The 26,252-nt window shown below is 48.9% G+C and carries 25 protein-coding genes; 8 read left to right on the plus strand and 17 right to left on the minus strand.

Annotated features, from left to right (window positions below; all coding sequences use genetic code 11):
* Positions 1–11 precede the first annotated feature (11 nt).
* The 3 genes from C2I18_RS00555 to C2I18_RS00565 are packed head-to-tail and all read right to left on the minus strand — an operon-like array spanning position 12 to position 3,448.
* On the minus strand, positions 12–845 hold the full coding sequence (locus C2I18_RS00555; RefSeq protein WP_249899353.1) for an energy-coupling factor transporter transmembrane component T family protein: 834 nt from the start codon (positions 843–845) through the stop codon (positions 12–14).
* A complete protein-coding gene (locus C2I18_RS00560) occupies positions 832–2,577 on the minus strand; it encodes an ABC transporter ATP-binding protein (protein WP_249899354.1) in 1,746 nt (581 codons plus the stop codon). Before C2I18_RS00560 ends, C2I18_RS00555 begins: the two co-directional genes overlap by 14 nt.
* A complete protein-coding gene (locus C2I18_RS00565; protein WP_249902305.1) occupies positions 2,570–3,448 on the minus strand; it encodes a DUF8171 family membrane protein in 879 nt (292 codons plus the stop codon). Before C2I18_RS00565 ends, C2I18_RS00560 begins: the two co-directional genes overlap by 8 nt.
* A gap of 196 nt (positions 3,449–3,644) precedes the next feature.
* On the opposite strand from C2I18_RS00565, the gene C2I18_RS00570 reads away from it, so the two are divergent.
* A complete protein-coding gene (locus C2I18_RS00570) occupies positions 3,645–4,478 on the plus strand; it encodes a MurR/RpiR family transcriptional regulator (protein WP_249899355.1) in 834 nt (277 codons plus the stop codon).
* A gap of 128 nt (positions 4,479–4,606) precedes the next feature.
* On the opposite strand, the gene C2I18_RS00575 is transcribed toward C2I18_RS00570, so the two are convergent.
* Entirely contained in the window at positions 4,607–5,296 is a 690-nt protein-coding gene (locus C2I18_RS00575; protein WP_249899356.1) for a metal-dependent hydrolase, read from the minus strand.
* Here C2I18_RS00575 and C2I18_RS00580 point away from each other — a divergent pair.
* The 3 genes from C2I18_RS00580 to C2I18_RS00590 all read left to right on the plus strand — a co-directional run bounded on the left by C2I18_RS00580 (position 5,279) and on the right by C2I18_RS00590 (position 6,836).
* Positions 5,279–5,575, plus strand: coding sequence for a hypothetical protein (locus C2I18_RS00580; RefSeq protein ID WP_249899357.1), 297 nt, complete (start codon positions 5,279–5,281; stop codon positions 5,573–5,575). The two genes, C2I18_RS00575 and C2I18_RS00580, sit on opposite strands and share 18 nt — an antisense overlap.
* A gap of 344 nt (positions 5,576–5,919) precedes the next feature.
* Entirely contained in the window at positions 5,920–6,243 is a 324-nt protein-coding gene (locus C2I18_RS00585; RefSeq protein ID WP_249899358.1) for a PadR family transcriptional regulator, read from the plus strand.
* Between the two features lie 2 nt (positions 6,244–6,245).
* Complete coding sequence (locus C2I18_RS00590; RefSeq protein WP_249899359.1) at positions 6,246–6,836, plus strand: DUF2812 domain-containing protein; 591 nt, start codon at positions 6,246–6,248, stop codon at positions 6,834–6,836.
* 125 nt (positions 6,837–6,961) lie between these two features.
* On the opposite strand, the gene C2I18_RS00595 is transcribed toward C2I18_RS00590, so the two are convergent.
* Positions 6,962–9,055, minus strand: a complete 2,094-nt coding sequence (locus tag C2I18_RS00595; RefSeq protein WP_249899360.1) for a thioredoxin domain-containing protein — start codon at positions 9,053–9,055, stop codon at positions 6,962–6,964.
* 292 nt (positions 9,056–9,347) lie between these two features.
* Here C2I18_RS00595 and C2I18_RS00600 point away from each other — a divergent pair, with 292 nt between their 5' ends.
* Complete coding sequence (locus tag C2I18_RS00600; protein ID WP_249899361.1) at positions 9,348–9,839, plus strand: SRPBCC family protein; 492 nt, start codon at positions 9,348–9,350, stop codon at positions 9,837–9,839.
* A 339-nt stretch (positions 9,840–10,178) separates the two neighbouring features.
* Here C2I18_RS00600 and C2I18_RS00605 read toward each other — a convergent pair whose 3' ends face one another.
* Positions 10,179–11,369: a glycoside hydrolase family 5 protein gene (locus tag C2I18_RS00605; protein ID WP_249899362.1), complete on the minus strand. Its 1,191-nt coding sequence runs from the start codon at positions 11,367–11,369 to the stop codon at positions 10,179–10,181.
* Positions 11,370–11,745: 376 nt separating this feature from the next.
* Entirely contained in the window at positions 11,746–11,922 is a 177-nt protein-coding gene (locus tag C2I18_RS29760; RefSeq protein WP_481857862.1) for a DUF6809 family protein, read from the minus strand.
* A 114-nt stretch (positions 11,923–12,036) separates the two neighbouring features.
* Here C2I18_RS29760 and C2I18_RS00610 point away from each other — a divergent pair, with 114 nt between their 5' ends.
* Positions 12,037–12,255, plus strand: a complete 219-nt coding sequence (locus tag C2I18_RS00610) for a helix-turn-helix domain-containing protein (RefSeq protein ID WP_249899363.1) — start codon at positions 12,037–12,039, stop codon at positions 12,253–12,255.
* Positions 12,256–12,576: 321 nt separating this feature from the next.
* Here the strand turns inward: C2I18_RS00610 and C2I18_RS00615 are convergent, their stop codons facing one another.
* The 6 genes from C2I18_RS00615 to C2I18_RS00640 form a co-directional block, all read right to left on the minus strand.
* Positions 12,577–13,092 (minus strand): GNAT family N-acetyltransferase, encoded by a 516-nt coding sequence (locus C2I18_RS00615; protein WP_249899364.1) that lies wholly within the window; start codon positions 13,090–13,092, stop codon positions 12,577–12,579.
* A gap of 19 nt (positions 13,093–13,111) precedes the next feature.
* Positions 13,112–13,570, minus strand: coding sequence for a DinB family protein (locus tag C2I18_RS00620; protein ID WP_249899365.1), 459 nt, complete (start codon positions 13,568–13,570; stop codon positions 13,112–13,114).
* Between the two features lie 151 nt (positions 13,571–13,721).
* On the minus strand, positions 13,722–14,144 hold the full coding sequence (gene fosB, locus C2I18_RS00625; protein ID WP_249899366.1) for a metallothiol transferase FosB: 423 nt from the start codon (positions 14,142–14,144) through the stop codon (positions 13,722–13,724).
* Between the two features lie 9 nt (positions 14,145–14,153).
* On the minus strand, positions 14,154–14,951 hold the full coding sequence (locus C2I18_RS00630) for a DUF4085 family protein (protein WP_249899367.1): 798 nt from the start codon (positions 14,949–14,951) through the stop codon (positions 14,154–14,156).
* Between the two features lie 263 nt (positions 14,952–15,214).
* The gene (locus tag C2I18_RS00635) at positions 15,215–19,009 is read right to left on the minus strand and encodes a carbohydrate binding domain-containing protein (RefSeq protein WP_249899368.1); all 3,795 of its coding nucleotides are present in this window, start codon (positions 19,007–19,009) and stop codon (positions 15,215–15,217) included.
* A gap of 39 nt (positions 19,010–19,048) precedes the next feature.
* Positions 19,049–22,027, minus strand: a complete 2,979-nt coding sequence (locus tag C2I18_RS00640; RefSeq protein WP_249899369.1) for an alpha-amylase family glycosyl hydrolase — start codon at positions 22,025–22,027, stop codon at positions 19,049–19,051.
* Between the two features lie 103 nt (positions 22,028–22,130).
* Here C2I18_RS00640 and C2I18_RS29595 point away from each other — a divergent pair, with 103 nt between their 5' ends.
* Positions 22,131–22,262, plus strand: coding sequence for a hypothetical protein (locus C2I18_RS29595; RefSeq protein ID WP_275100954.1), 132 nt, complete (start codon positions 22,131–22,133; stop codon positions 22,260–22,262).
* A 992-nt stretch (positions 22,263–23,254) separates the two neighbouring features.
* On the opposite strand, the gene C2I18_RS00645 is transcribed toward C2I18_RS29595, so the two are convergent.
* Positions 23,255–23,875, minus strand: a complete 621-nt coding sequence (locus tag C2I18_RS00645; RefSeq protein ID WP_249899370.1) for an HAD family hydrolase — start codon at positions 23,873–23,875, stop codon at positions 23,255–23,257.
* 280 nt (positions 23,876–24,155) lie between these two features.
* Here C2I18_RS00645 and C2I18_RS00650 point away from each other — a divergent pair, with 280 nt between their 5' ends.
* Complete coding sequence (locus C2I18_RS00650) at positions 24,156–24,404, plus strand: hypothetical protein (protein ID WP_481857968.1); 249 nt, start codon at positions 24,156–24,158, stop codon at positions 24,402–24,404.
* A gap of 31 nt (positions 24,405–24,435) precedes the next feature.
* Here the strand turns inward: C2I18_RS00650 and C2I18_RS00655 are convergent, their stop codons facing one another.
* Genes C2I18_RS00655 through C2I18_RS00665 form a run of 3 tightly spaced genes read right to left on the minus strand, consistent with a single transcriptional unit; the run spans position 24,436 to position 26,050 of the window.
* The gene (locus tag C2I18_RS00655) at positions 24,436–24,900 is read right to left on the minus strand and encodes a DUF2691 family protein (RefSeq protein ID WP_249899372.1); all 465 of its coding nucleotides are present in this window, start codon (positions 24,898–24,900) and stop codon (positions 24,436–24,438) included.
* Positions 24,897–25,376, minus strand: a complete 480-nt coding sequence (locus C2I18_RS00660; protein WP_249899373.1) for an SRPBCC family protein — start codon at positions 25,374–25,376, stop codon at positions 24,897–24,899. Before C2I18_RS00660 ends, C2I18_RS00655 begins: the two co-directional genes overlap by 4 nt.
* 17 nt (positions 25,377–25,393) lie before the next feature.
* A complete protein-coding gene (locus tag C2I18_RS00665) occupies positions 25,394–26,050 on the minus strand; it encodes a hypothetical protein (protein WP_249899374.1) in 657 nt (218 codons plus the stop codon).
* Between the last annotated feature and the right edge of the window lie 202 nt (positions 26,051–26,252).

Genomic DNA, 26,252 nt, shown 5'->3' on the forward strand with positions numbered 1-26,252 from the left:
GTGATTGGCAGTTAATAGATCAGATTCGGGTACAGCGATCCCAGCATAAAAACTACAGCGATATAGACCACCGAGCCTGCAATAAACGCCCAGTCCCTCCGCTTCATGGCCAAATAGGAAAGCTTCAGCTTTTTGACCTGAGGATTGTTCACGGCATAGGTATACCCTCTGGTCTCCAGCGCCTCCACCGTGGTCCGCGAACGTTTGGCCGTATTCAGCATCAGGGGATAAAAGACCAATACGATGATCCGCAAGTAATATGCCGCTGTACGCCAGTATAAAAATCCGTGCCGGAGCGGCCTTTGGCCTCTCAGCCTGAAGGACAGCAGGATCTGGTGGAACTCCTCCAGCAGTGTCGGCAGAATCCGGTATCCGTAGGACAAGCTGAATGCAAAAGCATCCGGGACACCCAGCGAAGACAGTCCGTCACTCAGCCGCTCGGGGTCCAGACTGGAAAATACGGTAATGCTCGCCAGTGAAATGACCGACAGCTTAAGCGTTAGTGTAAGCATCGGGAGCAGCGATTCGGCCCCTCCCCCGAAGAAGAGCGACAACAGGAACATCCAGCCGATCTGGCTGACCAGTCCCAGGCAGAGAATGAATATAATATAGGGGCTGACTTTAGATAAAAAGGTAGTTACGACCATAAAGATGAACATGCCCAGCAGTACTGTCCGGTTATGGACAAACCATGGCGTGACGGCGAAAAATAAATACCAGATCAGCAGTGTCCGCGGGTCAAGCCTGCCGAGAAAGGTGCTGCTGCTGTTATAAGCCGTCCCCAGCAGTTCCAGCTTGATCTGTTCGACCGATATCCGGTTAAGCGCCTTTTTAACAGCTTCCACTCAGAATCACTCCTTCCTTCCGCCATTCAGTCTGTGCGGTGAACTCTTCCAGACTGCTGCAGATGTTCGGCATACCGAGCCTCCGGCTGAGCTCCATCAGCTGTGTTTCAGCCAGGCCTGCCCAGCGCAGCAGCCCGGCGTCCGAGAATATCTCTTCCCTGCCGCCATCGGCGATGATCCGCCCTTCGCTCATCACAATAATCCGGCTGGCCCACTCGGCCACAAGCGACATATCATGGGTTGCGATGACTACCGTCTCCACATGGCTGCGCAGCGTCTGCAGCACTTCCACCATCTCCTGCTTGGTCGAAATGTCCAGATTGGCGGTCGGCTCATCCAGCAGCATGACTGCCGGACGCACCGCCGCACCGATGGCCAGGGATACCCGGCGCTGCTGTCCGCCGCTAAGCAGACGGGCATCGCGTTCTGCCAGTTCCCCGAGGCGGAAGGCGTTCAGCATACTGTCCACCCGTTCTTCCGTATCGGCAAGCCGGCGGGCCTTGAGATAATAGGCAATTTCGCCCCGGACCGAATCATCGATGAACATGTCCTCCGGGTTCTGGAACACATAGGACGCGATCCCTGCCAGCCGTTCCGGCGGCAGACCATTTACAGTCATGCCTTTGACGTTAACGGTCCCGCCTGTAGGGGCGGTGATTCCGGCGATCAGCTTCATTAAAGAAGATTTGCCGGCCCCGTTATTGCCGATCAGCGCAATAGACTCTCCGGCGTGCAATGTAAGATTAATGCCTTTCAGCACCGGATGGACGGTCTTGTGAATTGTCCGGTAAGACAGCATTACGTTTTCCATTTGTACAATTGGTTCAGCAGTTGCGTTATCTGCCGGAATAGAAGAGGTTTGCCCGGATAGTGCACCGTATCCGCCAGACACATCGCGGCGGCTGAAAAGCGCGCTCCCCTCTTCACTATTCATTGGATACAGTGTATGAGCCTGCTTATCCCTATCCAGCATCCAGGCCGCTCTCGTAACATCAGGCGGATAAATGCCCATTGCCAGCAGCTCCTCCACCGAGGATAAAGCTTCGCGGACCGGCTTATGCCAGGGCAGGCTGCCTTGATCCATCAGTACAACAGTATTGCAGTACTCGGCGATAAATTCGGCATGATGCTCGATGACAACGATCGTTTTGCCATGCTGTTCATTCAGGCGGCGCAAAATATCATAGATCTGGCGGGCATGCTGCGGATCAAGCTGGGCGACCGGCTCGTCGATAACCAGGATATCCGGGTCCATCGCCAGTGCTCCGGCCAGAGCAAGCAGATGCTTCTGCCCGCCGCTGAGCTGCCAGATGAATTCGCTGCCCATACCGCTCAGTCCGGTCAGGGCCAGCGCTCGCTCGCCCCGTTCCCTGTAATCGGCCAAGCCGTAATTCAGCGGTGTAAAGCAGACATCATCCAGCACCGTCGGACGGACCAGCTGGTTCTCAAAATCCTGGTACACGTAACCGATATGTCTCGACAGCTCGCTTACACTTTTGCCGGCGGCAGGTTCTCCCCGCAAGTTCACCTCACCACTGAAGTCCCCGGTGTAATAATGAGGAATCAGGCCGTTAAAACATTTGCACAGCGTGGATTTGCCTGAACCGTTGCTGCCGACCACCGCCACAAAATCCCCTGCACGCAGTTTCAGGGAAACCTCACGCAGCACCGGTGTTTCCGCCCCGGGATACGTAAATGTGACCTTTTGGAGTTCAAGTACAGTTTTATCCATCCAGATGCCCTGCTTCCTTCCGTCTGCGCGCTGCACGGCGCGTCAACACGATAATGACTGCTGCGGCAATAACAGCTGCGGCTCCCATACTCAGCCAGATCAGGCTTTCCTCATGCGATTCCGCTCCCGGAAGCTCAAACTCGCCAATGCTCCAGCCGGATTCTGACAGCAGCTCTGCCCCCATCGCCACAGCGGCAAGCACTACACCCACAATGACCAGCTTTGGCGACAGCCAGGCTCCATCCGCATATTTCATATTCCGTTCGCGCGGCTTCATGCCGAGCAGCGGTTCGATTTTGCCATACAGACGGGGTACAAGGTACATGGTCGGCAGCAGCGCGAACAGAATGCCGGAGAACAGCACATCATTCAGGAATCCTACACCTTCGATAATGACGATACTTTCAGCCAGCCCTTGAACGGCCTCCAGCTCCTCCACTCCAACCCAAACCTTAACAATGTCAATCACGGAGCTGAAAAACTGATGGATCGCCACCCCGCTGATTGCCGCAATGCCTACCTGTCTGCGGTTTTTGGGATCGGACACCATCCGGCCTGCGGTATACATGGCGAGCGAGAAGGTAATGAACTTCTCCAGCTCACCGAGTCCGCCGAACTGGCCCAGCATCAGCTCACCGAAGATTACTTCGCCTACCGCAGCACCGACTGCCGCATACAGCGGATGGAACAGCATACAGAGCGTGAGCGGAATGAAGGCAAAATACTCTACAGACAGCTCAACCGGCCCCAGCTGAATGCTCGGGATCAGCTCCGTGAACATGTTGGACAATCCGTAAAGTGACATGGACAGGACAAAAATCATCATTTTTTGTGACTGTGTCAGTGTGTAGCGGGTTTTCAAAGCACTCATTTGCAGCGTACTCATGAAACGATCGGCCCCCTTCAGGAATTTAACTTAAGTATAGGAAGGCCGTGTCAGCACAGCTTTGCCCGATTGTTAAACGGGTGTAATCTTTTTTCCATAAAAATTAACGCTGTAAAAATATTTACATCACACTGGCGCGCTACATTAAGGACAGCCATCAACCTTCAGGAGGATAACCGCCATGTACAAGGACTGGAATCACCGGCCTTTTTCGCCGAATCAACGGATTATTGCCGACTTTATTCAAAAAAATGAGCTGCGCGCCCTCTACATGACCGAGCAGGAGATGGCGGACGAGCTGCAGTTAAGCATCGCTTCGGTATCCCGGTTCTGGAAAGCCGCCGGTTACAAGCATGCCAAGGACTTCAAGAACCGTCTCCGCTTCCGCTTCGAATCCACTCCGTCGGAAAAAATGCGTGACGCCATGCAGCGGACAGACGGCGGTTCACTCCCGCAAAAGCTGCTGGACATTACCTCCCACCACCTGCATGAAACGAGCAGATACTTAAGTGACCAGCTGCTTCAAAGCGCGGTAGACGCCCTGTCTGCTGCCAGGCATATTTACGTTTACAGCCCCGGCCCCTGTGCAGGACTGGCTGAGCTTTTGGCTTACCGGATGGCCCGCTTTGGGCTGACGATCAAACGGATGGCTCCAAGCGGCCATGAGCTGATGGAAACCCTGATGCATGCCGGTAAAAAGGATGTTGTGCTCGTGTTCGGTTTTGTGCAGCTGCTGCCGGAAACGGAGGTCATTCTGGACCATGCCCGTGAAGGCGGATATACCGTCATCCTGATCACGGACCGGCTGGTCTTCCCCCGCTCCCAGGATGCTGACATTGTGCTCTACGCCGGGCGCGGCGAAGTATGGGAATTTCACTCCATGGTCGGCCCCACTTACATTGTTGAAAATCTGATTCTCGGCGTGGGGCTGCAGCATAAGGAGGGCAGTCTGCGCAAGCTGGATAAGCTGCAGCAGCTGCGCGCGCGGTACGGCGGGAAGCTGCCGCGTAGTTGAGGGGATGAGCCGGGTTTAGCTGTGATAAAAAACAAAGTAAAGACGCCCAGAACAGGATTTTCGGATCCCGCCTTTGGGCGTCTTTTTACCATACAATCTATACAGCTGTAAGCTAAGGGCTGTTTCTCTTACAGTTCCAGAGTCCCGCCATATTCCAGTGCTGTGCCTTTGATTCCTTCCTTATTCAGAGCATCCACAAAAGCTGCCACATCCTGGCGGATCACCGGGAACGTGTTGTAATGCACCGGCAGCACCTGCTTGGCATTCAGCCATTTGGCCGCAATCAGCGCATGCTCCGGCCCCATTGTGAAATGTCCGCCCATCGGAAGGATTGCCAGGTCGATATTGTAGAGCTCGCCGAACATTTTCATATCACTGAACAGCCCGGTATCGCCTGCATGCAGGATCGTTTTGCCTTCGGCTTCAATAATGTATCCGGCCGGCATGCCGCCATATATAATCTGCTGCTCATCGTCCAGCGTAATGCCGCTGGTGTGGAAGGCGTGAATCATCGTTGCTTTGGCAAATCCGAGATCTACCGTTCCCCCGATGTTCATCCCGATCGTCTCCGCGCCCTTCCATCCGATATAGGTAGCGAGCTCCACAGTGGCGACCACCGGAGCGTTGTTGCTGATCGCAATCGGCGCAGCATCCAGAATATGATCCATATGCGAGTGCGTCAAAAGAACCGCATCCGTCTTGATCTCCTCAGGCTTTACAACCGCAGCGGGATTGCCGCTAATAAAGGGATCGATAATCAGCGACTTCTCGCCTACCTCAATCTGTACACAGGAATGGCCATGAAAAATAATCTTCATCTCACATCTCTCCCTTTCTTCTATTCTGAAAATTACGGCGTCCCGGACAGAGCCTTAGCGCCGCCGATATGCGGCATAGGTTGTCCAACAAATAAAGGACTTGACGTGCAAAAGCATATTATTTTACGTAACCGCCTGTCAAGTGAGGCCGCACCCATCTCAACCGTTGCAGATGACCGTTTGGCGTGGTTTTTTTTGGGGGCCAAGGCCTGTTTGGTGGGCCGCGCCTACGCTTTAATTGCATTTCGTGCAGCTAAAATGATCAGTAATAAAGCTTGAGCGGTTTTAATTGCAGTCTCTGCAGTTAAAAACAGCTATTACCCGTAAAAAGCTAGTTTCCGCCACTTTTACCTGCACAAAATACAGTTAAACTTCTAAACTCTACTTTACGCAGCTTTTTAACTGTAGAAAATACACTTATCTGCGTTGTGCCATACAGGCTCTTAGTCCATTATGTCATTGTCCGCCCCCTCTTTGGCGCTTAAATCATCTGAAGTGACGAGAACAGGCTGGATGAATGCCAATTGTGAAAATAGTCAAACTCCTCTTGCCAACTATATCGGCTGCCGTTATACTAATTATATCGGTTGACGATATAACGGTGGACGATAGGGAGGGATCACATGTCAGGAGACAAAGGCAGCTTGGCGCTTACGGAGGCCGTATTTTATATCCTGCTGTCACTGCACCAGCCTATGCACGGGTATGGCATCATGCAGAATGTGGAGCAACTGAGCGGCGGACGGGTAATGCTTGCGGCGGGAACTTTATATGGGGCTATTAATACACTTGTTGAACGAGGCTGGATTACAGCTTTGCCCGGTGAGGGGAACTCCAGAAAGAAGGAATATCTGATCACAGAAAGCGGGAAAACCGCGGCTGACGTTGAGCTGGTCCGGTTGAAGGAACTGGTGGACAACGGTACCAGAATTATGGGAGGTCGCTAAGAATGAAGTCAGAATACTATAAGTTATTTACGATCGGCCAGCATGAAAAGGAAGAAGCCTGGCTGAATGAGATGTCCGGCAAGGGGCTTGTGCTCTCGGAGGTTCAGGTGCCCAAGTATATTTTTAAGCAGGATACTCCCGGAAAATATGTTTACCGCCTTGAACTGCTGGAGCATCTGCCTTCCCATCCGGAGAGCAAAAACTACATTCAATTCCTGGAGGAGACCGGTATCGAATATATAGGCGCTTTTAAGCGTTGGGTATATTTCAGGAAGCCTGCGAAGAATGGAGCATTCGAGCTCTACTCTGACATGGATTCCAAAATCAAACATTATGAGCGCATAACCACGCTGGCCAATGTATTGTCCGCTAGTATAATTGTCCTGATTATCCTCCTGTTAGGTCTGGCCTGGCGGATGAATGAGGCTTCCTCCTTTTGGTCACAGTACACTGATTTAGAAAATGGCCTGCTGTATCCTTATTGGTTCTGGAGTGCCGCTTTGCTGGTTCTGGTGATTCTTATCCAGTGGATCGTCATACCTGTAAGGAAATCAGTCCGTGTGCTGAAGAAGGAAAGTATGCTCCGGGAATAGGCTTGGAATGACCGTTTGCCTGGTTTGCTTGGAAAATGTACGGTTCAGCTCTGTGAGCGAATGCTTGCGGAGGCACAAAAAGGAGCAGCAGCTATGCGCTGTGCTCCTTTGTTATGGTTGTGCGCCTACTCCTTTGCGGCCAGCAATTCCTTAACCGCCTCCAGACTTGTGAGCGGCTGGCGGCAGGCAAAGTTGCGGCATTCATAAGCTGTAGCCTTGCCTTCAATCGCCGGCTTATCTGCCAGATGCGGAAGCAGCTTGACCAGTTCCCCTTCCCCGCCGTCCTCCCAATTAACCAGCAGGGCTGCGTCCGGAAGGTACACCTGCTGTACTTGGGCAAGCATACTGTGCAGCGCCGAATCTTCCCGTTTGCCGGACAGTACCCACTCCCTTCCTCCTGAGATCATGGCCAGATGAGCCTGCAGGTACATTGAATATCCCGGCGGATATTCAGATGCAGCAGAAGCCAGTACCGCAGCGGTCCGCTCGGCGATAGCCTTCAGCTCTACATCCTGGGTGATCACCGACAGCTTCCACAGCATCCGTGCTGCTACGGAATTGCCGGAAGGAATCGCTCCGTCATACCACTCCTTGGAACGGATCGGCAGCGGTTCGCCATCATGGCCCGTAAAGTGGAACCCGCCGCCATCCTGATCATGGAACAGCTCCAGCAGACCATCCTTCAGTACAAGCGCCCGCTCAAGATAAAGTGCCTGTCCGGTCGCTTCATACAGCTCGGTTAATCCCCAGATCATGAATGCATAATCATCGACATACGCCGGGATCGCCGATTCACCGTCACGGTAACGGGCCAGCAGTCTGCCATCCTCCCGCCGCAGCTTGTCCCAGATAAAATCTGCTGCCGCCCCGGCAGCTTTGGCATACTCCGGCTGCTGCAAGGCTTTGGCTCCTTTGGCAAGCGCTGCGATCATCAGGCCGTTCCAGGAAGTCAGCACCTTGTCATCCTTGGACGGATGAATCCGCTGCTCCCGGTAGGCGAACAGCTTTTCACGCCATTCCTCCATCCGGGTCTTCAGGCCAAGCGGGTTCATTCCCAGACTCTCGGCTATATCTTCAGGGAGGCCTTTGAGCAGATTGGGAATATTGGCCCCTTCGAAGTTGCCTTCAGGCGTAATCCCGTACACATTACAATAAGAATGCATATCTTCGAGTCCCAGCGCTTCCTCAATCTCCTCCCGGGTAAAAACATAGAACTTTCCTTCTACACCTTCAGAATCTGCATCCTCCGCACAGTAAAACGCGCCTTCAGCCGAAGTCATATCACGCTTCACATACGTAAATATCTTCTCGGCGATCTCTGCATACAGCGGTTTACCCGTAAGCTGAAAAGCTTCCAGATAAGTAATAGCGAGCAGCGCATTATCGTAGAGCATTTTCTCAAAATGCGGCACCAGCCACTCCCGGTCTGTAGAATAACGCGAAAACCCGAAGCCGATATGGTCATACATGCCGCCCTGGAACATCGCTTCCAGCGTCTTCTCCACCATCCGCAGCGCATCCGGCTGCTTGTACGCCTCACTATAGGCTAACAGGAACGACAAATTGTGCGGTGTCGGGAACTTCGGCGCACTGCCGAATCCGCCATATTCCTCGTCGAACTGGCTGCGGTATTCCTCATAGGCCGCATGCAGCAGTTCTTCGCCGGGAATGGCTCCCGGTTCTGCAGACTGTGCATTTTTACGGTCCAACGCCTGTAAATCTTCGAGCAGTTCATCGCCCAGCTTCTCCAAAGCCGCGCCGTCCTGCTGCCACTTACTATGGATCTGCTCCAGCACATCCATCAGCCCGATCCGCCCAAACATCCGCCGTTTCGGAAAATACGTCCCCGCATAAAACGGCTTCTTATCCGGTGTCAGCAGTACCGTCAGCGGCCAACCTCCGCTCCCCGTCAGCGCCTGACACACCGACATATACAGCGCATCGATATCCGGCCGCTCTTCGCGGTCGACTTTGATGGCTACGTAGTTGTTGTTGAGCAGTTCTGCGACTTCTTGATCCTCGAAGGATTCCCGCTCCATTACGTGGCACCAATGGCAAGTCGAATAGCCGATTGACAGGAATACCGGCTTATTTTCAGACTTTGCTTTTGCAAAAGCCTCATCTCCCCACGGATACCAATCCACGGGATTATGGGCGTGCTGTAACAGGTATGGGGATTTTTCATTGGCTAATCTGTTGGGTACGTTTCGTGTTGTCATAGGGGTCACCTCTTTTTCCGATTTTGGGTAAAGACACACTTAGGGTTAGTTTACCCAAAAAGGTGGAGCAGGGCTCAGTTACCAAACTACTTCAGCTGACTTCCCCCCTGTCATTGATCCGTACACCTTGACTGCTACTAAAAAGGATGTGCCGGGTTTAGGCTTCCTGCACATCCAAAATGTAAATGGTTTCTCAATTTTCGGATGAAATTTTGTATTTGAAATGACTCGATACTCATGATAGTTTACACTTATCTGCTTTGAACACTAAATAAATGAAAGGTAAATTAGTATGCCTTTAATTAAACACGATATTTTTATCAATGCACCTATCAACGTTTGTTTTGACCTTGCGAGAGACGTAGATGTACACACAGTAACAACAATCAAAACAAAGGAAAGAGCGATTGATGGTGTTACAGTTGGACTGATGGAAAATGGCGATACAGTCACTTGGGAAGCCACCCATCTTGGAGTAAAGCAAAAATTAACTGCTAAGATAATAGAGATGGAAAAACCATATAAATTTACAGATGTTATGGTAAAGGGAGTATTCCACTCATTTACACATACACACGAATTTATAGAAAGTGGCACAGGGACTATTATGAAAGATATCTTTTATTATAAATCTCCTTTTGGCATTCTTGGAGTAATTGCTGATAGATTATTTTTAGAAAAATATATGAGAAATTTCATTGTAAAACGTGCAAAAGAATTAAAAAGGATAGCTGAAAAAATGGAACCACATCAGTATTCTTTTTTAGAAAAATCAACCTTATAATTTAACAGAGCCTTTCTATAAAAGATATCTCAATTGTTTGTATAACTTATACCATTGTCTGAGTCATAATCTGTTTCATTTTAGATTGATTTCATTTAATGCTCCCAATAAGTTCCGCTTGAAATCGTGCTAAAAATTATTCGAACGAACCAACCAGAAAACACCCTACCCTAAATCCTCGTTCAGTTAAATGAAATATGACATGCACTTGTGTTATTCCACTTGTGTTATTCCTATAGCGTAGTTCCTTGTCTGTAGTTATCTTATTCACGCATATAAAAAAACGGCGCAAAAGCCTACACCTAGGCCATCCGCGCCGTTACTATAAACAACTAATTATTATTGCATCCCCTGCATAATCGCATTAATAATGCCTTGCTGAGTTACGGTATTGTTTGTACGGTTAAACAGTCCGAAGCCGTGCTGGCCGTTATGACCGTTGTCCCAATAGACCGGCACGGCCTTGTATTTCTTGGCTGCTGCTGTGACCGCTTTGGCAAACGCTGCTCGATACACATTATTGCTGGAATCATAAGCTGTTTTGTCTATGGAACCGAACTCACCAATTACTACAGGGTAGCCTTGGGTCACGAACTTGTTATACATCATTTGAAACTGTGAATTCAGGTAATCCTCTTGTCCCCAAGTTGATTTTTTAGCTGGATTTGTGGCTGAAGCCCCCCATTGCGTAATCGTTCCAGATTCCTCACCCGCAAAATCCCATGGAGAATAGTAGTGGGCGGAAATCATGATTCTTTTTTCAGAGCTTGGGATAGTTGTGGAGCGGTACGTATCGGTTGGCAGAACAAAGCCATAATTACCTGCAGTGTAGTCAATATTCGTGTTCCAGCCCGGAACCAGCAGCCATCTTGCACTATTGTTACCGCTGGTCTGTCTGACCGTATCTACGAAAATTTGATTGTAAGCATTAAGGTTAGCGTAGTAAGCAGAGTTTGGATTGCCGTAAGTGCCGTCAAACACCTCGTTCATCGACTCAAAAACAAGCCGCTCGTCATAGTTCACAAATTTGTTGGCGATTTGCTGCCATACACGTTTATACTTCTCTTTAATGGCAGTCTGGTTGCCACTGTTTACGAGAAGCCATCCGCCTTGAACGGTATTGTACCCGTCCCCGTGAATGTTAATGACCACATACAGGCCTTCGTTATAAGCATAGTCCACAACCGTTTTCACACGATCCAGCCACGCTGCATTAATCGTATAGGAAGGAGCGCTTCCAATATGATTCAAATAAGATACGGGAATGCGGATGGTTTTGAAACCGGCTGCTTTCACCTTCTTTATCAGCTCCGCCGTCACTGCAGGATTACCCCAGGCAGTCTCGCTTGGTGTGCCATTTATTGAGGCCTCCAGCTGATTTCCCAAATTCCATCCGGCGCCCATTTCACTGACAATTTGCGAAGCCGATAGTGATCTGAAATCCGAAGTAATAGGGGAAGCTGCAGATGCCCGGGCACTCCATCCTGTGAAAACCAGTGAGGCCAGCAACATCAATGCTAAACTGTACATTCCACATTTTTTCAATTTGGCCAGCATATCAAAACCTCCGATTATTTTTAATAGGAAAGATAGAAAGCGGTTGCAAAAATTGAACCATTTACTATACAAAGAGACGAAGCCCTCCTTCCCTTATAATCTAACCTATTAAAAGCAATGACCCGGTGTTGCTCTTAGAATAGCATATTTATGGTAAATATAGTACATATTTTCTAGTTAATCTCCAGATAAATTGACAAATCTCCCTTATTGTTCACTGTTCCTCCAATTTTCGCTGCTCATCGGTTATTATTTCTACAAAAATCTTTTATTCCCGTTCCTGTCATTGTCTTGACCAACACAAAAAACCGAAACGCTCTTCCGTCTCGGTTTAACAACTTTAAGTCTTTTAATTCATACTCTCGCTCTCGTCTCTAAATACCTCAATCATCATCAAAGCCCCAATCTTATATCCCTGAATAAAAGATAATGCTGACTGTAATGAATCCATCTCCGTTTGTAAATCGAAGAGCTTGTCCAATTGCTCCAAGTCTTGTCCAGTTAAGTTTTTTTGAAGCCTCTGCAAAGTCTCGGTAATTTTATATCTTAGTTGCTGAATTTCCGGATTACTTTATGCGAAAACCGCATAAATAACAATATGCATTTTTCGCATAAAGTAAACTTGGCTTGGGTGATAATCATGTACACTAGAATCCGCAATCTGCGCGAAGACAAAGACCTGACACAGCAGCAAATGGCTGAGCTTTTACACATTACACAAGCCACGTATTCCCGCTACGAAAATGGTAATTTGGATGTGCCCAGCGCTGTCCTGATTACTCTCGCCAATTTTCATAAGGTAAGCATCGACTACATCCTAGGGCAGACAGACAACCCTAAGCGTTATCCCGCCAATTAAATCTGCAGCCCAAAAAAGCCCTTGTGATTTCATAAGAGCTTTTTTCATTTTTGTAAGCAAAACTACCTTCCCAAACAGTGTAACACCAAAATTCATAACAAAATGCACAAATCGGCACCAGCAAATTATCCGTCTGAAAATAAATTTATTCAAAAGTTAAACTCGGAACGGTGATGTTCATTAAAACACGCAGCGGCAGATCATGACTAGAAAAAACAAAGTCTTAGACTGCCGTTGGTGTCATTCAACTAACGTTTCCCGTTAGCTCAATTTGAAAGAGTATATGGGTTCTTCATGGAAACCCTTTTCAATTTCACCTGCTCATTTTGTTCGCTCTACAGAATACAGAAAAAATTTCATATCTATATTCCTAAAGTTCTTAGTATCTTCATCAATAATATTCATACCGTTTCGAACAGCAACTTTTTGCGAGGCTATGTTTGTGTCTCTAATAATGGAATAAACCCTATTTGCATTAAGAACTGAGAAAGCATATTCCTTGCAGGCAATTGCCGCTTCTGTTGCGTAACCTTTGTGCCAATACGCTTTTTGAAACAAAAATCCTATTTCCAAAATTTCTTTTTCTCTCCAGCCTTGCATTGTTAAGCCGCATTGACCAATCATTTCGTTTGTTTCTTTTAATACAACAGCCCATAGTCCAAAACCATATTCTTCATATCTTTTAAGATGTCTGTTAAGCCAATTTTGTGCTTCTTTTAAGCTGAATGCACTTTCATAAGCAGCACGCATTACTTCCTCATCACACAATATTCCGCACAATGCATCGTAATCGGACTGGACCATTTCTCTAATTAGAAGACATTTTGTTTCTATCAAAATATTTTCCACCTTTCTATTAGGCATTATCTTTAATAAGGATTTGGTTGTTAATATGATGTTCCATATGTTCAAGATAATCTTTTACGAGCCACTCTAATGTTCTCTGTTGATTATTTCCTATATCACAAAGATTTGATAATCTCTCTTTTGGGATATTCGATAAAGTATTTATGATTTGCTTATTTAAGGCTACAAAAAGGTTTAATATTTCATCAAGTGGTCTTTCTTGATAGTGCTGAAGTATTACCCATTGGTTTTGATTATATGATTGGAGGACAAATGGCTGTTCTTCGTACTGAATCATTATAAACCTATTAATATTATTTATTGCAGAGTCGCATAGATGTCCTAAAATCTCTTTTTTGGACCATTTATTTGGTAATGGGCGATTTGATATTTCTGTTTCTGACATTGAGTTATATACCTTCGGTATTGTTTGCATCCAGTGGTTTATTCCCTTAATTATATCTTCCACACGCCTTCACTCCTTCAATATGTATCTAAAAAAACAATATTCCACTAAGACATTAATATCCCTACTTTAACTAACCTGCCCGTCAGCTCAATGAGGCATTGTAAGTCTAATGCTTTATTTTCTCAGTCCAGAACTTTATTTTCATTTGACATTATCCATCATAAAAAGCCATATGCTCTTTCTCTGCTCTGTAATAATCCAGCCGGTCCTGCAGGGTCCCCGTGTGAAACTCAAACATATGACCATCCGGGTCCACAAAATAAATAGATTTCTTGTCTCTTGCATCTCTTTCCCGCCCGGGTAAAATCTCAACGTTTAGTGCCTTCAGCTTGTTTAGTGCTGCCTCATAGTCCTCTTTTTCAATGGTAAAAGCTATATGTGTGTACGTTCTATTAGAACGCTCGCGTTCAACATCCTCTTGATTCAAAGCAATCCACATTCCATTCAGGTCAAAATAAGCTAACTTTCTTCCTTTGACGAGAATCCTGGCCCCGAATACCTCCGAGTAAAACTTAATGGACTTATCCAAATCGGACACAGAAAAACAAAAGTGATTAATACCTTGAATGCTCATAATTCCCCGTCACCTCTCCTCCAGCACAATATCTTTACAGCGGATAATCAGCTCCGGCATACCGTTTCCTTCAAAAAGCACATGGACCTCATATCCGCCGTCAACACAGTACAGCTCATCGTACAGCCAACAGCGACCGGCGATCCCTTCATCCTGCTTAAGAACTTCCGGCGCTACAAAAGTAATCTTATTCAGACTGGTGAAGCCCCCCCGGGGGTCCAGCCGGATGACCATATTTTGAGTCCTATACAGCTCAGTCACTCTACAATCGTGAAAATGAAATCTGTCCCTTATATGTTCAGGTATTTTTTCCTCCTGTTGTGCTTGATGGTACTCCTCCAGTACCCGGTTTCTCTGTCTTTCATTATCTTTACTCAGCGTCTTCAATTTGTTCAGTATGTCTCTGGTGCAGTAACCCAGCGTAAATACCCGCGGATCGGCAATCTGGCTGCGAAGCTCTTCCGGCAACCGTTCCATATCACTGCTGAGGTTCCATTCCTGAATGTTCTTAAAATGCTGCTTACAGCCAGCTTCATCAAAAGGAGGCCTGGCATCATACTCCATGATCCGCTTCTCGATCCGCAGCCTTTCTTCGGGAGGCATCTCATACACCAGGATATCCTCTTTTGGTATCTCTTCCCCATTGAAAAGCTTCCCCACGGGCACAAGCTCTGCCCCATCCTGTTCCAGCATAAAACGGAGATCGACATTATAGACCTCACGTTCCAGCTGCACAAATGCCTTTTCTTTTCTTTTATAGAGTCTAGAATAGAGAGTTTCATCCAGTGTACCTGCTCCGCTGTGCACTCTTTTGCCAAAATAAAGTCCAGTCCGCTGGCTTAGCTCATACCATTCTTTGGTCAGATATCTAACGGTTTCCCTCTCCTTTATCTTCCAAATAAAAACATAACCCTATTATACACGCCTGCAAAATGGCAAAGCACCCTCTCTGCCCAGTTTTACAGCATGCGTCCAGTAAACGAATATACCTGTGATATAAAAAAACCTGGCAAGGATTCCCCTTGCCAGGTAAGGTTTTTGCAAATCATGCTGACACATGAATGGCTCTGCTACTGGTCTTTCCATCGCTGCACGGTAAGTGTAACGGTCTGTGCTCCGCCTGTTGGTGTCAGCGTACGGTTCGTAATATCTGCGCCGCCGGAAGCTGTTTCCACAGTCGCCCAGCTTCCTCGGGTCAGCTTATACTGTACCTCCGTTCCTGCCGGCAGATTCAGTGTAATGGAATATACGCCGTCGCTGCCCTTCACCAGCTTATATGCGGGATCTGCGGCATTCCAGCTGTTAAAGCTGCCGGAGAGATACACAGGTGCATCCGCTGGAGTTGTGGCAGGGACGCTGGCCTTGAAGGTCACACTGTCTGCCTGGGGCTGCCCCGCCGTAATTGTACCGTTGGCGACACTCCAGCTTCCGGCCGTAAATGAGTAATTATTTCCGCCATTATTGTCCCAGGTGCCGCTGCCGTTGTTGAAGGCGGCCGTCAGACCTGTGGCACCGCCGAGCGGAATGGCCAGAAATTTGTAGCCTGTGAAGGCAGAGGACTGCATGGCTGTGCCGGGAACTGTCGTCCAGTTCGCGGCATTGTTCAACTTGTAATGGATATACGAGTTACTGAAAGCCGTGTTCTTGTAATAAATGTTCGCCACAGCTGCCGGTGTCGGGGTCGGCGTGACTGTTGGTATTGGCGTCACAGTCGGTGTGGCCGTTGGTGTTGCTGTCGGCGTGGCCGTTGGTGTTGCTGTCGGCGTGGCCGTTGGTGTCGCTGTTGGCGTGGCTGTCGGCATCGGTGTTGGCGTGGCTGTTGGTGTCGCCGTTGGCGTGACTGTTGGCGTTGCCGATGGTGTCGCCGTCGGCGTTACCGGAGCACCGGACTTAATGCTGCCCGTCGGTGTGTACGTCCAGGTCCCGGTGCCGAACAGATAATTGCTGCCGCCGTTGCTGTCCCAGGTGCCGCTGCCATTATTGAAGCAGGCCTCCAGTTGGGTGGCTGCGCCGATGTTGATTGTTATTTTGTTGTAGCCGCTCAGCTCTGATGCCGGCATCGGAACACCGGGCGCCGTCGTCCATGTCCCGCCGGCCGGCCGGTAATGAATATACGGCGACGAGTATCCCTGCTTGTAATAGATCGTCACATTGTTTCCCGCTGGCGTCGTCACTGCAGCTGCCGCGCTGAAGGCCGACAAATTACCGGCAGCGTCAAACGCTCTGACCTTGTACTCATAGGAGGTACTTCCGGCAAGCCCGCTGTCGGTGTACGAAGTACCCGCGGAAGTGCCTACCTTGGCACCGTTCCGGTAAATCTCATATCCGGCAATCCGTACATTGTCGGTGGCGGCATTCCAGGTCAAGGCTGCTGAAGAAGCATTTACCACGGAAGCCTGCAGGTTCCCAGGTGTGCTTGGGGCCTCATGATCCGGAACGGCCGGCACATCGGTAATGAACGGATGTGTTCCCTCAATCGTACCGTTGATACTCTCCGTATATTTGCCTCCGGACTCTGTATATTTCCCTGCTCCGACGTAGACCTGCTGAATATCGCTGCGGGTCACATTTCCTTTGGCATCGGTAGCTTCAATATAATAATCCAGCAGCTGGTCACGGTAATCCGAAATATAGCTGAAATACAAGTCGCCGATTTCCGACGCCGGAACCTTTTCCATGACCGCCTTGCTGCTCTGCTGCCAATTCACACCGTTGATATCGGGATTCAGGTCGCGGACATTCATCGGGTACTCTACCCACTCGCCGACCTTATCCGGATGAATACCGGCAACTCCGGCGGCAGCCAAACCTTCAGGATCATACACCTTGAAAGTGTTATCCGCCGCGTCTGCGGTTTTGTCACGGTGTACACGGACCTTAACCTTGATATCGCTGATACCGCTTGTATCATAGGCGTAGGTGTAGATAGCGAACACATTGTTAAAATGCTGCAGGGTCCAGCCTTCGGCCTTGCTGACATTGGCGCTGCCGGGATTGTAAGGATAACGCTGCGGCCACCATACCGAAGGCCCGGTTTTGTCTTTGGCCAGCTTTCCGTTCACATAAGGCTTGGAAAAAAAGAGCGATTGATTGAACGATAACGCCGGCTTGACACTGTCATCCACGTTCTCGTCATAATAGCCAAATCCGGAATCCATCGCCGGCAGCAGGAAATACCAGGCAAGCTCGGCGGGATTGGCGCCGCCCGCATAATCGTTCGCCGCATTGCCTTTTACCGGATAGGAGAGCATCCACGGATTGAGCTGGTTGCCTTCATAAGTAACCTCCCGGTCCAACGCCGTGGTTGGCTTCCAGTAATTCGGATGCTCATCAAGCCAGATTTGCTCCGCGGTCTGCGCATAATTCAGCGAAGCCTGCAGAAGGGCAAAGTTGCGCTCCAGATAGTGATAGCCTTTTTCAAAAGAGACAGTCATCCCCTCTTCCACACCCGAGAGATTCTTTTTGGGCGCATAAGAGGTGCCATTGGCCTGATTAAAAGCGGAGAACTGGCCCTTCCAAATGCCGAACGGCAGATGCCAGTGATACCAAGTCGGATCGGAAGAAGAGTCGCGTGTATCAATCCATGAGCCGTCCTGCACATGCACCACATCGGAAGCGGCCGGCATGTTAAACAGCAGATACTCGTCAATCCCTATCCCTTTAACGCCGCTGTCCGAATACGTAACGTTACCGGCGTTCCGCCATGTCTCCTCAGAGCCGGCACGGCCTGAAGAGTTATCCCCGTCGTGCGCGACGACAAAGATCTGCTTCTGCGGGGTCAGATTCTCATAAGGCTTCAGCGCATCTGCCTTGACCTGGCCGAGATACCCTTCCTCCCAGGACTGGGCCTGGGCTACCGGAACACCCACCACTTTGGAAGACTTCCCTGTCGCCGGATCGACATACTGAACCCAGTGCGCGGTCGAAGCAAACGGATATTTATTCTGGACGACCTGCTGTTCATTGAACATCGGCTCGGATACCCAGGATCCCACGCTGCTGGTATTCTGCAAATCGGCACGGTTTGGAGGCGAGACCATTGTATCTGCCCCCGGGCTGTTCAGCAGAGGATAATCTTTGAGCGTCCGGGAGAAATGGTTGTTGCCGATCACCGACCACTGAATGCCCAGCTTCTCCAGAACAGGGATAATCCGTTCAGAGAATCCCAGCTCTGTCGGGAAGAAGCCGTTCGAAGACTTGTAGCTGTACCCCAGAAAATAAGGCTGGGCCAGGGTCGCCCCATGGTAGATCAGATCCTTAAGCAGATAATCATTGCCGACCAGCGGACCCATGGAATGATGGCCGGAAAAATGGATCATATCAAGCGTATTGTTGTTGTTCGCCGTCTTAAGCTGGTCATAGGCATTCTTCCAGGGCGTTCCCCAGTTCGGATTGGAATAGCCGCTGACGTTGCCCCGCTGGATAATGTTATTAACATTATTCACGACAGAGCCTGACATCGTCACATGCATCTGGGCCTGCGGGTGATTGGCGTCCAATGTCTGGGCTACGCTCCAAGGCCAGGTCAGGTAAGCCCCCGTTTTGGCGTGATGGGAATAATAAGAGACGAGATCGTCATGCGGCATCGGCGAACCGTTCGGCAGATAGTAGGTATAGTTCGCAGGCGGGTTCTGCTTGAGCTGAATGACATCTCCATCGTATGTGTAGCGGATCGGACTGCCGACAGGCAGGGAATTATACGCATTCACATCATAATAGGCCCAGAAATTCGGCATATGGTTGTGGTACACATGGGAGGCCGCGATCTCCGCCGAGACATTCGCCCCGGCGGATTGGACCAGCAGCAGAGAGCCGAGCAGCACGGCCGCCGCTTTGCGCACCCGTCTGATTATGGAGTGCTTCATCCGATTAACCCCTCTCAAGTTAAGGAACGGTGCTTTCCGTTATTGATCCTTCCAGCGCTGCACGGTTAAGTTCACGGTCTGCGCACCGCCTGCAGGCGTAAGAGAGCGGTTAGCGATATCTGCACCGTTTGAGGCGGTCTCCACATTCGTCCAGGCGCCGCGGGTGAATTTATACGTCACAGCTGTACCTGCCGGAAGATTCAGCGTGATGGAATATACACCGTCGCTGCCCTTGGTCAGCTTGTAAGCAGGATCGGCGGCATTCCAGTTATTGAAGCTGCCGGAGATATAGACCGGACCGTCGGCCGGAGTCGATGCCGGTACGCTCACCTTGAGTGTCACACTGTCCGGCTGCGGTTCGCCTGCGGCAATACTTCCGTTCACCAGGCTCCACGTTCCGGCACTAAAATGATAGTTATTGCCCCCGTTGTTATCCCAGGTATTGTTGCCATTGTTGAACGCTGCGGTCAGTCCGGCCGCACTGCCGAGCGGTACAGTAATTGTCTTGTAACCGCTATAGGAAGAGCCTTGCATCTGCACGCCAGGCACAGTCGTCCAGGTTGTTGAATTATCCAGCTTATAGTGGATATATGAATTGCTGAAGTTCGTGTTCTTGTAATAAATAGTGACCGAAGATGCCGGCGTTGCCGTTGGTGTAACTGTTGGGGTCGGCGTGACCGTTGGTGTTGCCGTCGGTGTTGGTGTCGCTGTCGGCGTCACGGTCGGCGTCGCTGTCGGTGTTACAGTCGGCGTTGGTGTAGGCGTTGGTGTCGCTGTCGGCGTGGCCGTCGGGGATACCGGCGCACCCGCCTGAATACTTCCTGTCGGCGTGTACGTCCAGGTGCCTGTGCCGAACAGATAATTGCTGCCGCCGTTGCTGTCCCAGGTGCCGCTGCCGTTATTGAAGGCTGCCTCAAGCTGGCTTGCTGCACCGATATCAATGGTAATCTTGTTATAACCGCTGAACTCGGCGGCAGGCATCGCTGTGCCAGGGGCAGTTGTCCATGCTCCGCCGGCCGGGCGATAGTGGATGTAAGGTGTGCTATACCCTTGCTTGTAATAGATGGTTACGCTGTTTCCTGCAGGAGTGGTTGCAAGTGCCGCCACGCTGAAGGCTGACAGATTACCTGCAGCGTCGTAGGCTTTTACAGTGTAGCTATAGCTGGTGCTGCCGGATAAACCGCTGTCCGTATAAGAGGTGCCCGCTGTTGTGCCAACCTTGGTACCGTTGCGGTAAACCTCATAGCCGCTTACGCCTACATTATCTGTCGAGGCCGTCCAGCTCACTGTTACACTGGAAGCGCCTTGCGCCACAGCGGTTACGCCCGCCGGAACACTTGGAGCCGTAGTGTCGGTTGACAGCGGGGTCACGGCATAGATTTTGGAAGAGTTGGCGCCGACGGATACCGTAATCTGTTTGCCGGTGATACCGCCTGCTTGAATGGTCACCGTATCTGTACTGTTAAATTGATTGTACAGCTTGGTGCCAACAGCCAGTGTGCTTTCGGTACGCAGCGGAATCGTTACAGTCTGCGAACCGCCTGACGCGTTGCTGAACACGGAGATAACTTCCTTGCCTGCGTTCGTACCGGTGTCAATCCGGCGTGAGAAGGCATACAAGTTCTGGGCAGCCCACATTTCGCGCTGGGTGCCGGTGCGCAGAGCCGGGTTATTTTTGCGGATCTCATTCAGCTTGGCTACATGCTTATAAGTGCTGGCATTCGGATCAAAATAATTCTGTAGCACGTTGCCATTTGTATCGCGCTTGACCATCGACCAGCGGTTCCAGGTGTCGGCGATACCCCCGGTCATAATCTGGCCGTTGCCGTTGCCTTTATTCTGCTCTGTACCTTGGAAGACTACCGGAGTTCCACGCACGGTGAAAATGAAAGAGAGCGCGTTCTGCAGCTTCTCTACACTGCCGCCCGCTTCTGTCAGGAACCGGTTACGGTCATGATTGTCGATAAAGGTGACCATGTGATTCGCATTTCCGTTATATAAGGAATCCTGGGCCAGTGTACTTTTGATATTGGATTCAAAAGACTGCCCGTAAGCGAAGCTGTTCAGCACCGAGAAAAAGAGCGGAAAGTCCAGCATGCCCCATTCCTTGTTCGGGCCGACCCAGCGGGAGACGAACTCGGCATTGCCGTCGAAGTTCTCGCCAAAAGTATTCACGCCCAGCAGGTTCTGCAGTTCGCCGATGTCGGTCGGCTTCATCAGCTTTGCGGCATCTACGCGCGCACCATCTGCACCGGTATAATCGAACCAGGCTTTGATGGAGCTGAATACGGCCTGCTTGGCAGCCGGCACATCAAAATCGATATCATCCAGCCCGCCAAGGTCGTGATTTTCCAGATAATCCTGAGCCCACTGGTCATACCGCCCGTCCGCCAGCGACCAGTTGATATCGCCGTTATGGTGATACCAGGCCGGATTGTTAAACGGCGCAGCCGGCTGCAGGGCAGGAATGTCGTAGTATGCCTGGGTGCCCAGCATATAATCGCCGATATGGTTCGGTACCACGTCAATAATGACTTTGATCCCTTGTGCATGGGCGGCATCCACCAGCTCTTTCAGTTTTTCTTTGGTGCCGAAATAAGGATTGGCTTTGTTGGGGTCTTTGACATTATAGCCGTGGTAGGCAGTATTTTTGCCTGTACCGTTGTTCTCGCGGTTGGTCATCTGCGGCTCGGCTACCGGTGAAATCCAGATGGCCGTATAGCCCATACCTGCAATATACGGGAGTTTATCAATAACGCCCTGCCAGTCTCCGCCCTTCATGTAGCGGAAATCCTCCTCGGAATTCTCGCCGTAGCGGATTGCGCTTCCGGTGGCATTGTTGGAGGGATCGCCATCATGGAAACGGTCAACCATGATCTGATAAATCGTGTCATTCTCGGTCACGGTACCGATACTGGCAGCCTCTACCTGTGCCGGAGGTACAACAAACAAATTCATTGTAATGGACAGTACAAGCGATGCGATTATAACGGGAACAAGCCATGGTTTACGTTTCATCCTCATCTTCCTCTCATATAAGAGCTTTAGAAACAGATATAGTTAAAACGTTTGCACAAAATTGCAGCAATCAGTACTTCCTTTGTTAAGGGTCTGATCATGAATGAAGGCACTCTATTTAGAAAAAGGCATTATTTCATTTGGATTCCTCCTCACCCCCTCTCGTAAAAGCGTTTTCAAAGTTAGCCTGTTTAAAACGTTTGCACAAAAAGCAGCAGTCTTCACTCACTTTTAAAAGGAGGAGCAGCTTTCAGTTGACTTAACATTTTGACGCAAGCATACAAAGACGGAACGGGATTAAGGTAAGCCCCGAGCAGTGCAAATCGAATAGCGTAATTCGAGCAGCGTAATCGTTATATTCTACCTCATCTCCTCTCACAAAAGTCTATTTTTAACGGATAAAGTTAAATCGTTTGCACAAAACGGCTGCAGTCTGCACTTTCTTTCATGGTGAGTGAACGGCTTTCGATAACAGTGAGGAAACAGTAGGTTGAGAACTCTTGAAGCACATGCTGCTAAACTGACAAGTTACAGGGTGAGAGACTATTACTGGTAAAGCGAGGTACTAGACTAGAGGTACTAGATAACTGGTGAAACCGCAGATGATCTGCATGTTGAGAAGTACGGGAAACCGGTTTCCCCCTAGAAATTACCATGTTAATGTATGCGTTGTCAAGAAGTTTAAATTTCTTCTTTTTGCTAATGTTGCTGTGGACTGGTTCTTCATGATCTTTTCTAAGGCTAGGGGCATATGCATTTATGCTTTCTGCCTCGTCCCGTCTTGCCCTCTTACCTACTGAAAGCCGAAACAGGAATGTACTCGAAAAACCGAGTATATTGGGCCGCTGCGAAGGAAAGTGTGACCATTATACTCGAAAAACCGAGTATATTGGGCCGCTGCGAAGGAGAGTGAGACCATTATACTCGAAAAACCGAGTACATTGAGCTACTGCGAAGGAAAGTGAGACCATTATACTCGAAAAACCGAGTATATTGGGCCGCTGCGAAGGGATATTGATTCCCATCTATGATCCAATCTTAGACTAAGTCGAACTGGACTGCTTCTATTGCAAGAGTCTTTCTAATCATCACCCCCTCATTCCCTCCCCCGCCTACTAAGTAACTTTTGTTTCGCGTGATTCACGGATTCTACTGCTAAAGTTACAACAATAATAGGCCCCCTTAAGGGAGCCAGGGTATGTTATAATTCGCAATAACGGATCTTACTCAGTTAAACAATTCCAATAACTCACTTAAACGGCGAATCGTATAATCAGCACCGCTGACCTCTCCAAACCCGTAGCTTGCATACACAAAAGGAATCCCGGCAAACGCCGCCGCCTTCTGATCCCCTTCCGTATCTCCCACATAAACCGGACTGCGTAAATAATTTCTCTCCATGATCAGCTTAATATTTTCACCCTTAGACAGTCCCGTTCTACCCGGATTCTCAAAGTCTGTGAAATACTTCCCCAGCTTGTGGTACTCATAAAAGGCTTCGATATATCCTGCCTGACAATTACTTACGATGAACAGTTTGTATTTTTGCGATAATACCTGAAGTACCTCTTCCAGTTCCTCGTATAACCCCCCGCCTTGCTCGGCAAGGTACTGGCATTCCATTTTACAGCAGTCATCCATGATTTTCTGTTGCATCTCTTCCTCTAACTCAGGGAATAGTTGTCTGCCCACCTCGTCTACCTGCAGCCCCATAATTCCTTGCAGCGCTTCCTTGCTAATTTCATTGCTTATTCCCGGATATCCGCTGAGCACATCCTTCCAGGCAACCACAACTACTTCTGTAGAATCCCACAAGGTTCCGTCCAGATCAAAAATAATACTATCCATAATAGGCCTCCTGTCTTCTATCAATAGAATAGGCGAAGGACCTAAACCTATCAAGTATTGTTTTGACCGGATGGTATTTACTGGTATATTCCAAGAAACTGAACCATTCATCCCATCATTCTACTGTAGGAGGCCGTTATGAAAAAGAATCATCCTTTTATCAACTTCGCTAATCATTTTACTGGTACTAATCATTGTTCTAGTTAGACCACAGCAAAAAATCGTCAGCGTTCACCTGGTTTCCGATACAACGGAAGTCACTTACACGGATGATGCAAGCATTCGGATCATTGCAGATGCGATTAGAACGGTTAAAAAGGTTCCGGGAGCTGTTGATGCCGGTCCGCCCGCTTATCGGATGACGGTTACTTACGAGAACTCTGAGGTTGCCCGTTACAGTGTTTATATGAACTTTGATACTAAAAACGGCTTTCTGATTAAAGAGACTAACAGCGAAAGGATGCTGGATTTAAGAAAGAAGAATTCGGCAGAGCTGGCTGATTTGTTAAGTGGCATACAGGGGGAATAACATTTGAGTTTATCTTAAAAAGTTCCCTTTACTACACAGACAGCCTTGTTCTAGTGTCATTTATGTCTGTAATATATTGAACGCCACTGTACCCCAGTGAGCTGGCATTCAGATATAAGCCTTTTAGCTTCTCTTGATCTTTGCAATACATGGTTACATACACACTATCGACGACTAAAAGTGCAAGCTGACAGTCACTATTCTTATACTCCTCGTACGTCTGAACATTTATAACTGTGCTAGCTTTTGGAAAAGCCTTGAGATCTGCAAAAATGACATAATAGCCGTTATTCTCAATGATTCCCTTAAGCAGAACGCCATCCATACCAAAGATCTGCTCTGGAAAAAGAGATTCCCCTAATGTTCCTTTATCCATCATATAACTTTCCTCTGCACCGTTGTACCAATGAAATGCAGCCACGTCAAATGGTCTCAATATATCCCCCAGATATCTTCCGTATGCATTCGGAATCTCGAAAGTAATGCCCCGTTTCATTCAACAAACTCCGCAAGATTCTCCAGACTGGAGCTCAAGCCCTCGTCGTGATCTTCCTTCCGTATCCCTTCCGGCACATTCTCACAAACGACAGTCACGAAGGTTCCTTCCGGGACGGCTGCTAAGCTCCATGTCATGATCATGTCCCCTGAAAAGGCAGGATCATCTGACTGAAATTCAACCTGCTGCACCATGCGCTCATCCGGAATGAACTCCAGAAATTTCCCTTTGACGAGATCGGAGTTTTCCGAAGTCTTCCCCTGCGTTGACTCATCCGGTTCGAGATATGTCAGAGCCATTTCATAAGCACCGCCGGCCCGGGCGTCGAACTCAAAGATCCGGCCTTTCATCCCCTTCGGCGGCAGCCATACAACCTGTGCTTCAGGGTCAACGAGTGCTTTATAAATAGTTTGCGGTGAAGCCTTGATCACTCTTGAAGCAGAGTCTGTTCTTTTCCTGCCGGATGCATTTGGCATGTCATCGCTCCCCTCTTTTATCCGGTTTCATAGGTTTCAAGCTTCTGCATTACATCAGCTACCCATTCCCGGTCATTCCACAATTCAGGATTATCCACTTTCCTTACCGCAGGGTGGCCTGTTGCGAACGTATCTGCACCGTCTTTATTTCCAAAATACAAGTCTGCGATAACTAATGAATTGTTCACAGATTGAATTAACAGCTTACAGCTCATTCCAGACCCCTCGTTGGAAAAAGGGAGGTTTAAATAGTACAGATTATGATCTACCTTCTTAATTTCTGCTTTCGCAAATTCATTATCCCGTCCAAAAATAACACCATTCCCGCCATTCAATTCCTGCTGCTGCTCTATCTTTAACATTGTATCAGCAAATTGAAGGAGATTTTCATTAGCGATGTAGTTACGGAACGATACCGGCACCTGTTCTGCAACAGCTCCGGTATACAGGTTAACGAAGGATTCTCCGAGGCCTACTATTGAACTATAGTTATCTTCACTAATCTGATCATCCTGGATTGAAGTTTTTAGGTTAGCCAGCTCACTTAATTGTTCAGCTGAAGCTTCTGCAGTATTGGGTATAGGAGCATCTTCAACCGAATGAGATTCCTGTGATGAACAGCCCGTAAGGGCCACCATTCCTGCAATTGCAACACTTAACATTAGTTTCCCCATAAATCCTCCTTAGGTGTATTATATGGCTTAGAGTCGTTTAATTCCAGAATACACCAAATTATCATCATTGAGGAACTATGGCATTACCCTTCAACTCATGCGCACCGGACATCTTAATTATTTGGAAAGACTAATGCTAACGGACCCTAGATCCGTTATGTTGCGCTAGAGGCGGGTTTTGCAATCCTAACGGACCCTGAAT

It is taken from the genome of Paenibacillus sp. PK3_47 (assembly GCF_023520895.1).
In the GTDB taxonomy this organism is placed as follows: domain Bacteria; phylum Bacillota; class Bacilli; order Paenibacillales; family Paenibacillaceae; genus Paenibacillus_AQ.

Coding starts and splice junctions, on each gene's coding strand:
- C2I18_RS00560 (WP_249899354.1), bottom strand. CDS start 2,577: ATGGATAAAACTGTACTTGAACTCCAAAAGGTCACATTTACGTATCCC.
- C2I18_RS00565 (WP_249902305.1), bottom strand. CDS start 3,448: ATGAGTGCTTTGAAAACCCGCTACACACTGACACAGTCACAAAAAATG.
- C2I18_RS00570 (WP_249899355.1), top strand. CDS start 3,645: ATGTACAAGGACTGGAATCACCGGCCTTTTTCGCCGAATCAACGGATT.
- C2I18_RS00580 (WP_249899357.1), top strand. CDS start 5,279: ATGAAAAATAATCTTCATCTCACATCTCTCCCTTTCTTCTATTCTGAA.
- C2I18_RS00575 (WP_249899356.1), bottom strand. CDS start 5,296: ATGAAGATTATTTTTCATGGCCATTCCTGTGTACAGATTGAGGTAGGC.
- C2I18_RS00585 (WP_249899358.1), top strand. CDS start 5,920: ATGTCAGGAGACAAAGGCAGCTTGGCGCTTACGGAGGCCGTATTTTAT.
- C2I18_RS00590 (WP_249899359.1), top strand. CDS start 6,246: ATGAAGTCAGAATACTATAAGTTATTTACGATCGGCCAGCATGAAAAG.
- C2I18_RS00595 (WP_249899360.1), bottom strand. CDS start 9,055: ATGACAACACGAAACGTACCCAACAGATTAGCCAATGAAAAATCCCCA.
- C2I18_RS00600 (WP_249899361.1), top strand. CDS start 9,348: ATGCCTTTAATTAAACACGATATTTTTATCAATGCACCTATCAACGTT.
- C2I18_RS00605 (WP_249899362.1), bottom strand. CDS start 11,369: ATGTACAGTTTAGCATTGATGTTGCTGGCCTCACTGGTTTTCACAGGA.
- C2I18_RS00610 (WP_249899363.1), top strand. CDS start 12,037: ATGTACACTAGAATCCGCAATCTGCGCGAAGACAAAGACCTGACACAG.
- fosB (WP_249899366.1), bottom strand. CDS start 14,144: ATGAGCATTCAAGGTATTAATCACTTTTGTTTTTCTGTGTCCGATTTG.
- C2I18_RS00635 (WP_249899368.1), bottom strand. CDS start 19,009: ATGAAGCACTCCATAATCAGACGGGTGCGCAAAGCGGCGGCCGTGCTG.
- C2I18_RS00640 (WP_249899369.1), bottom strand. CDS start 22,027: ATGAAACGTAAACCATGGCTTGTTCCCGTTATAATCGCATCGCTTGTA.
- C2I18_RS29595 (WP_275100954.1), top strand. CDS start 22,131: ATGAAGGCACTCTATTTAGAAAAAGGCATTATTTCATTTGGATTCCTC.
- C2I18_RS00645 (WP_249899370.1), bottom strand. CDS start 23,875: ATGGATAGTATTATTTTTGATCTGGACGGAACCTTGTGGGATTCTACA.
- C2I18_RS00655 (WP_249899372.1), bottom strand. CDS start 24,900: ATGAAACGGGGCATTACTTTCGAGATTCCGAATGCATACGGAAGATAT.
- C2I18_RS00660 (WP_249899373.1), bottom strand. CDS start 25,376: ATGCCAAATGCATCCGGCAGGAAAAGAACAGACTCTGCTTCAAGAGTG.
- C2I18_RS00665 (WP_249899374.1), bottom strand. CDS start 26,050: ATGGGGAAACTAATGTTAAGTGTTGCAATTGCAGGAATGGTGGCCCTT.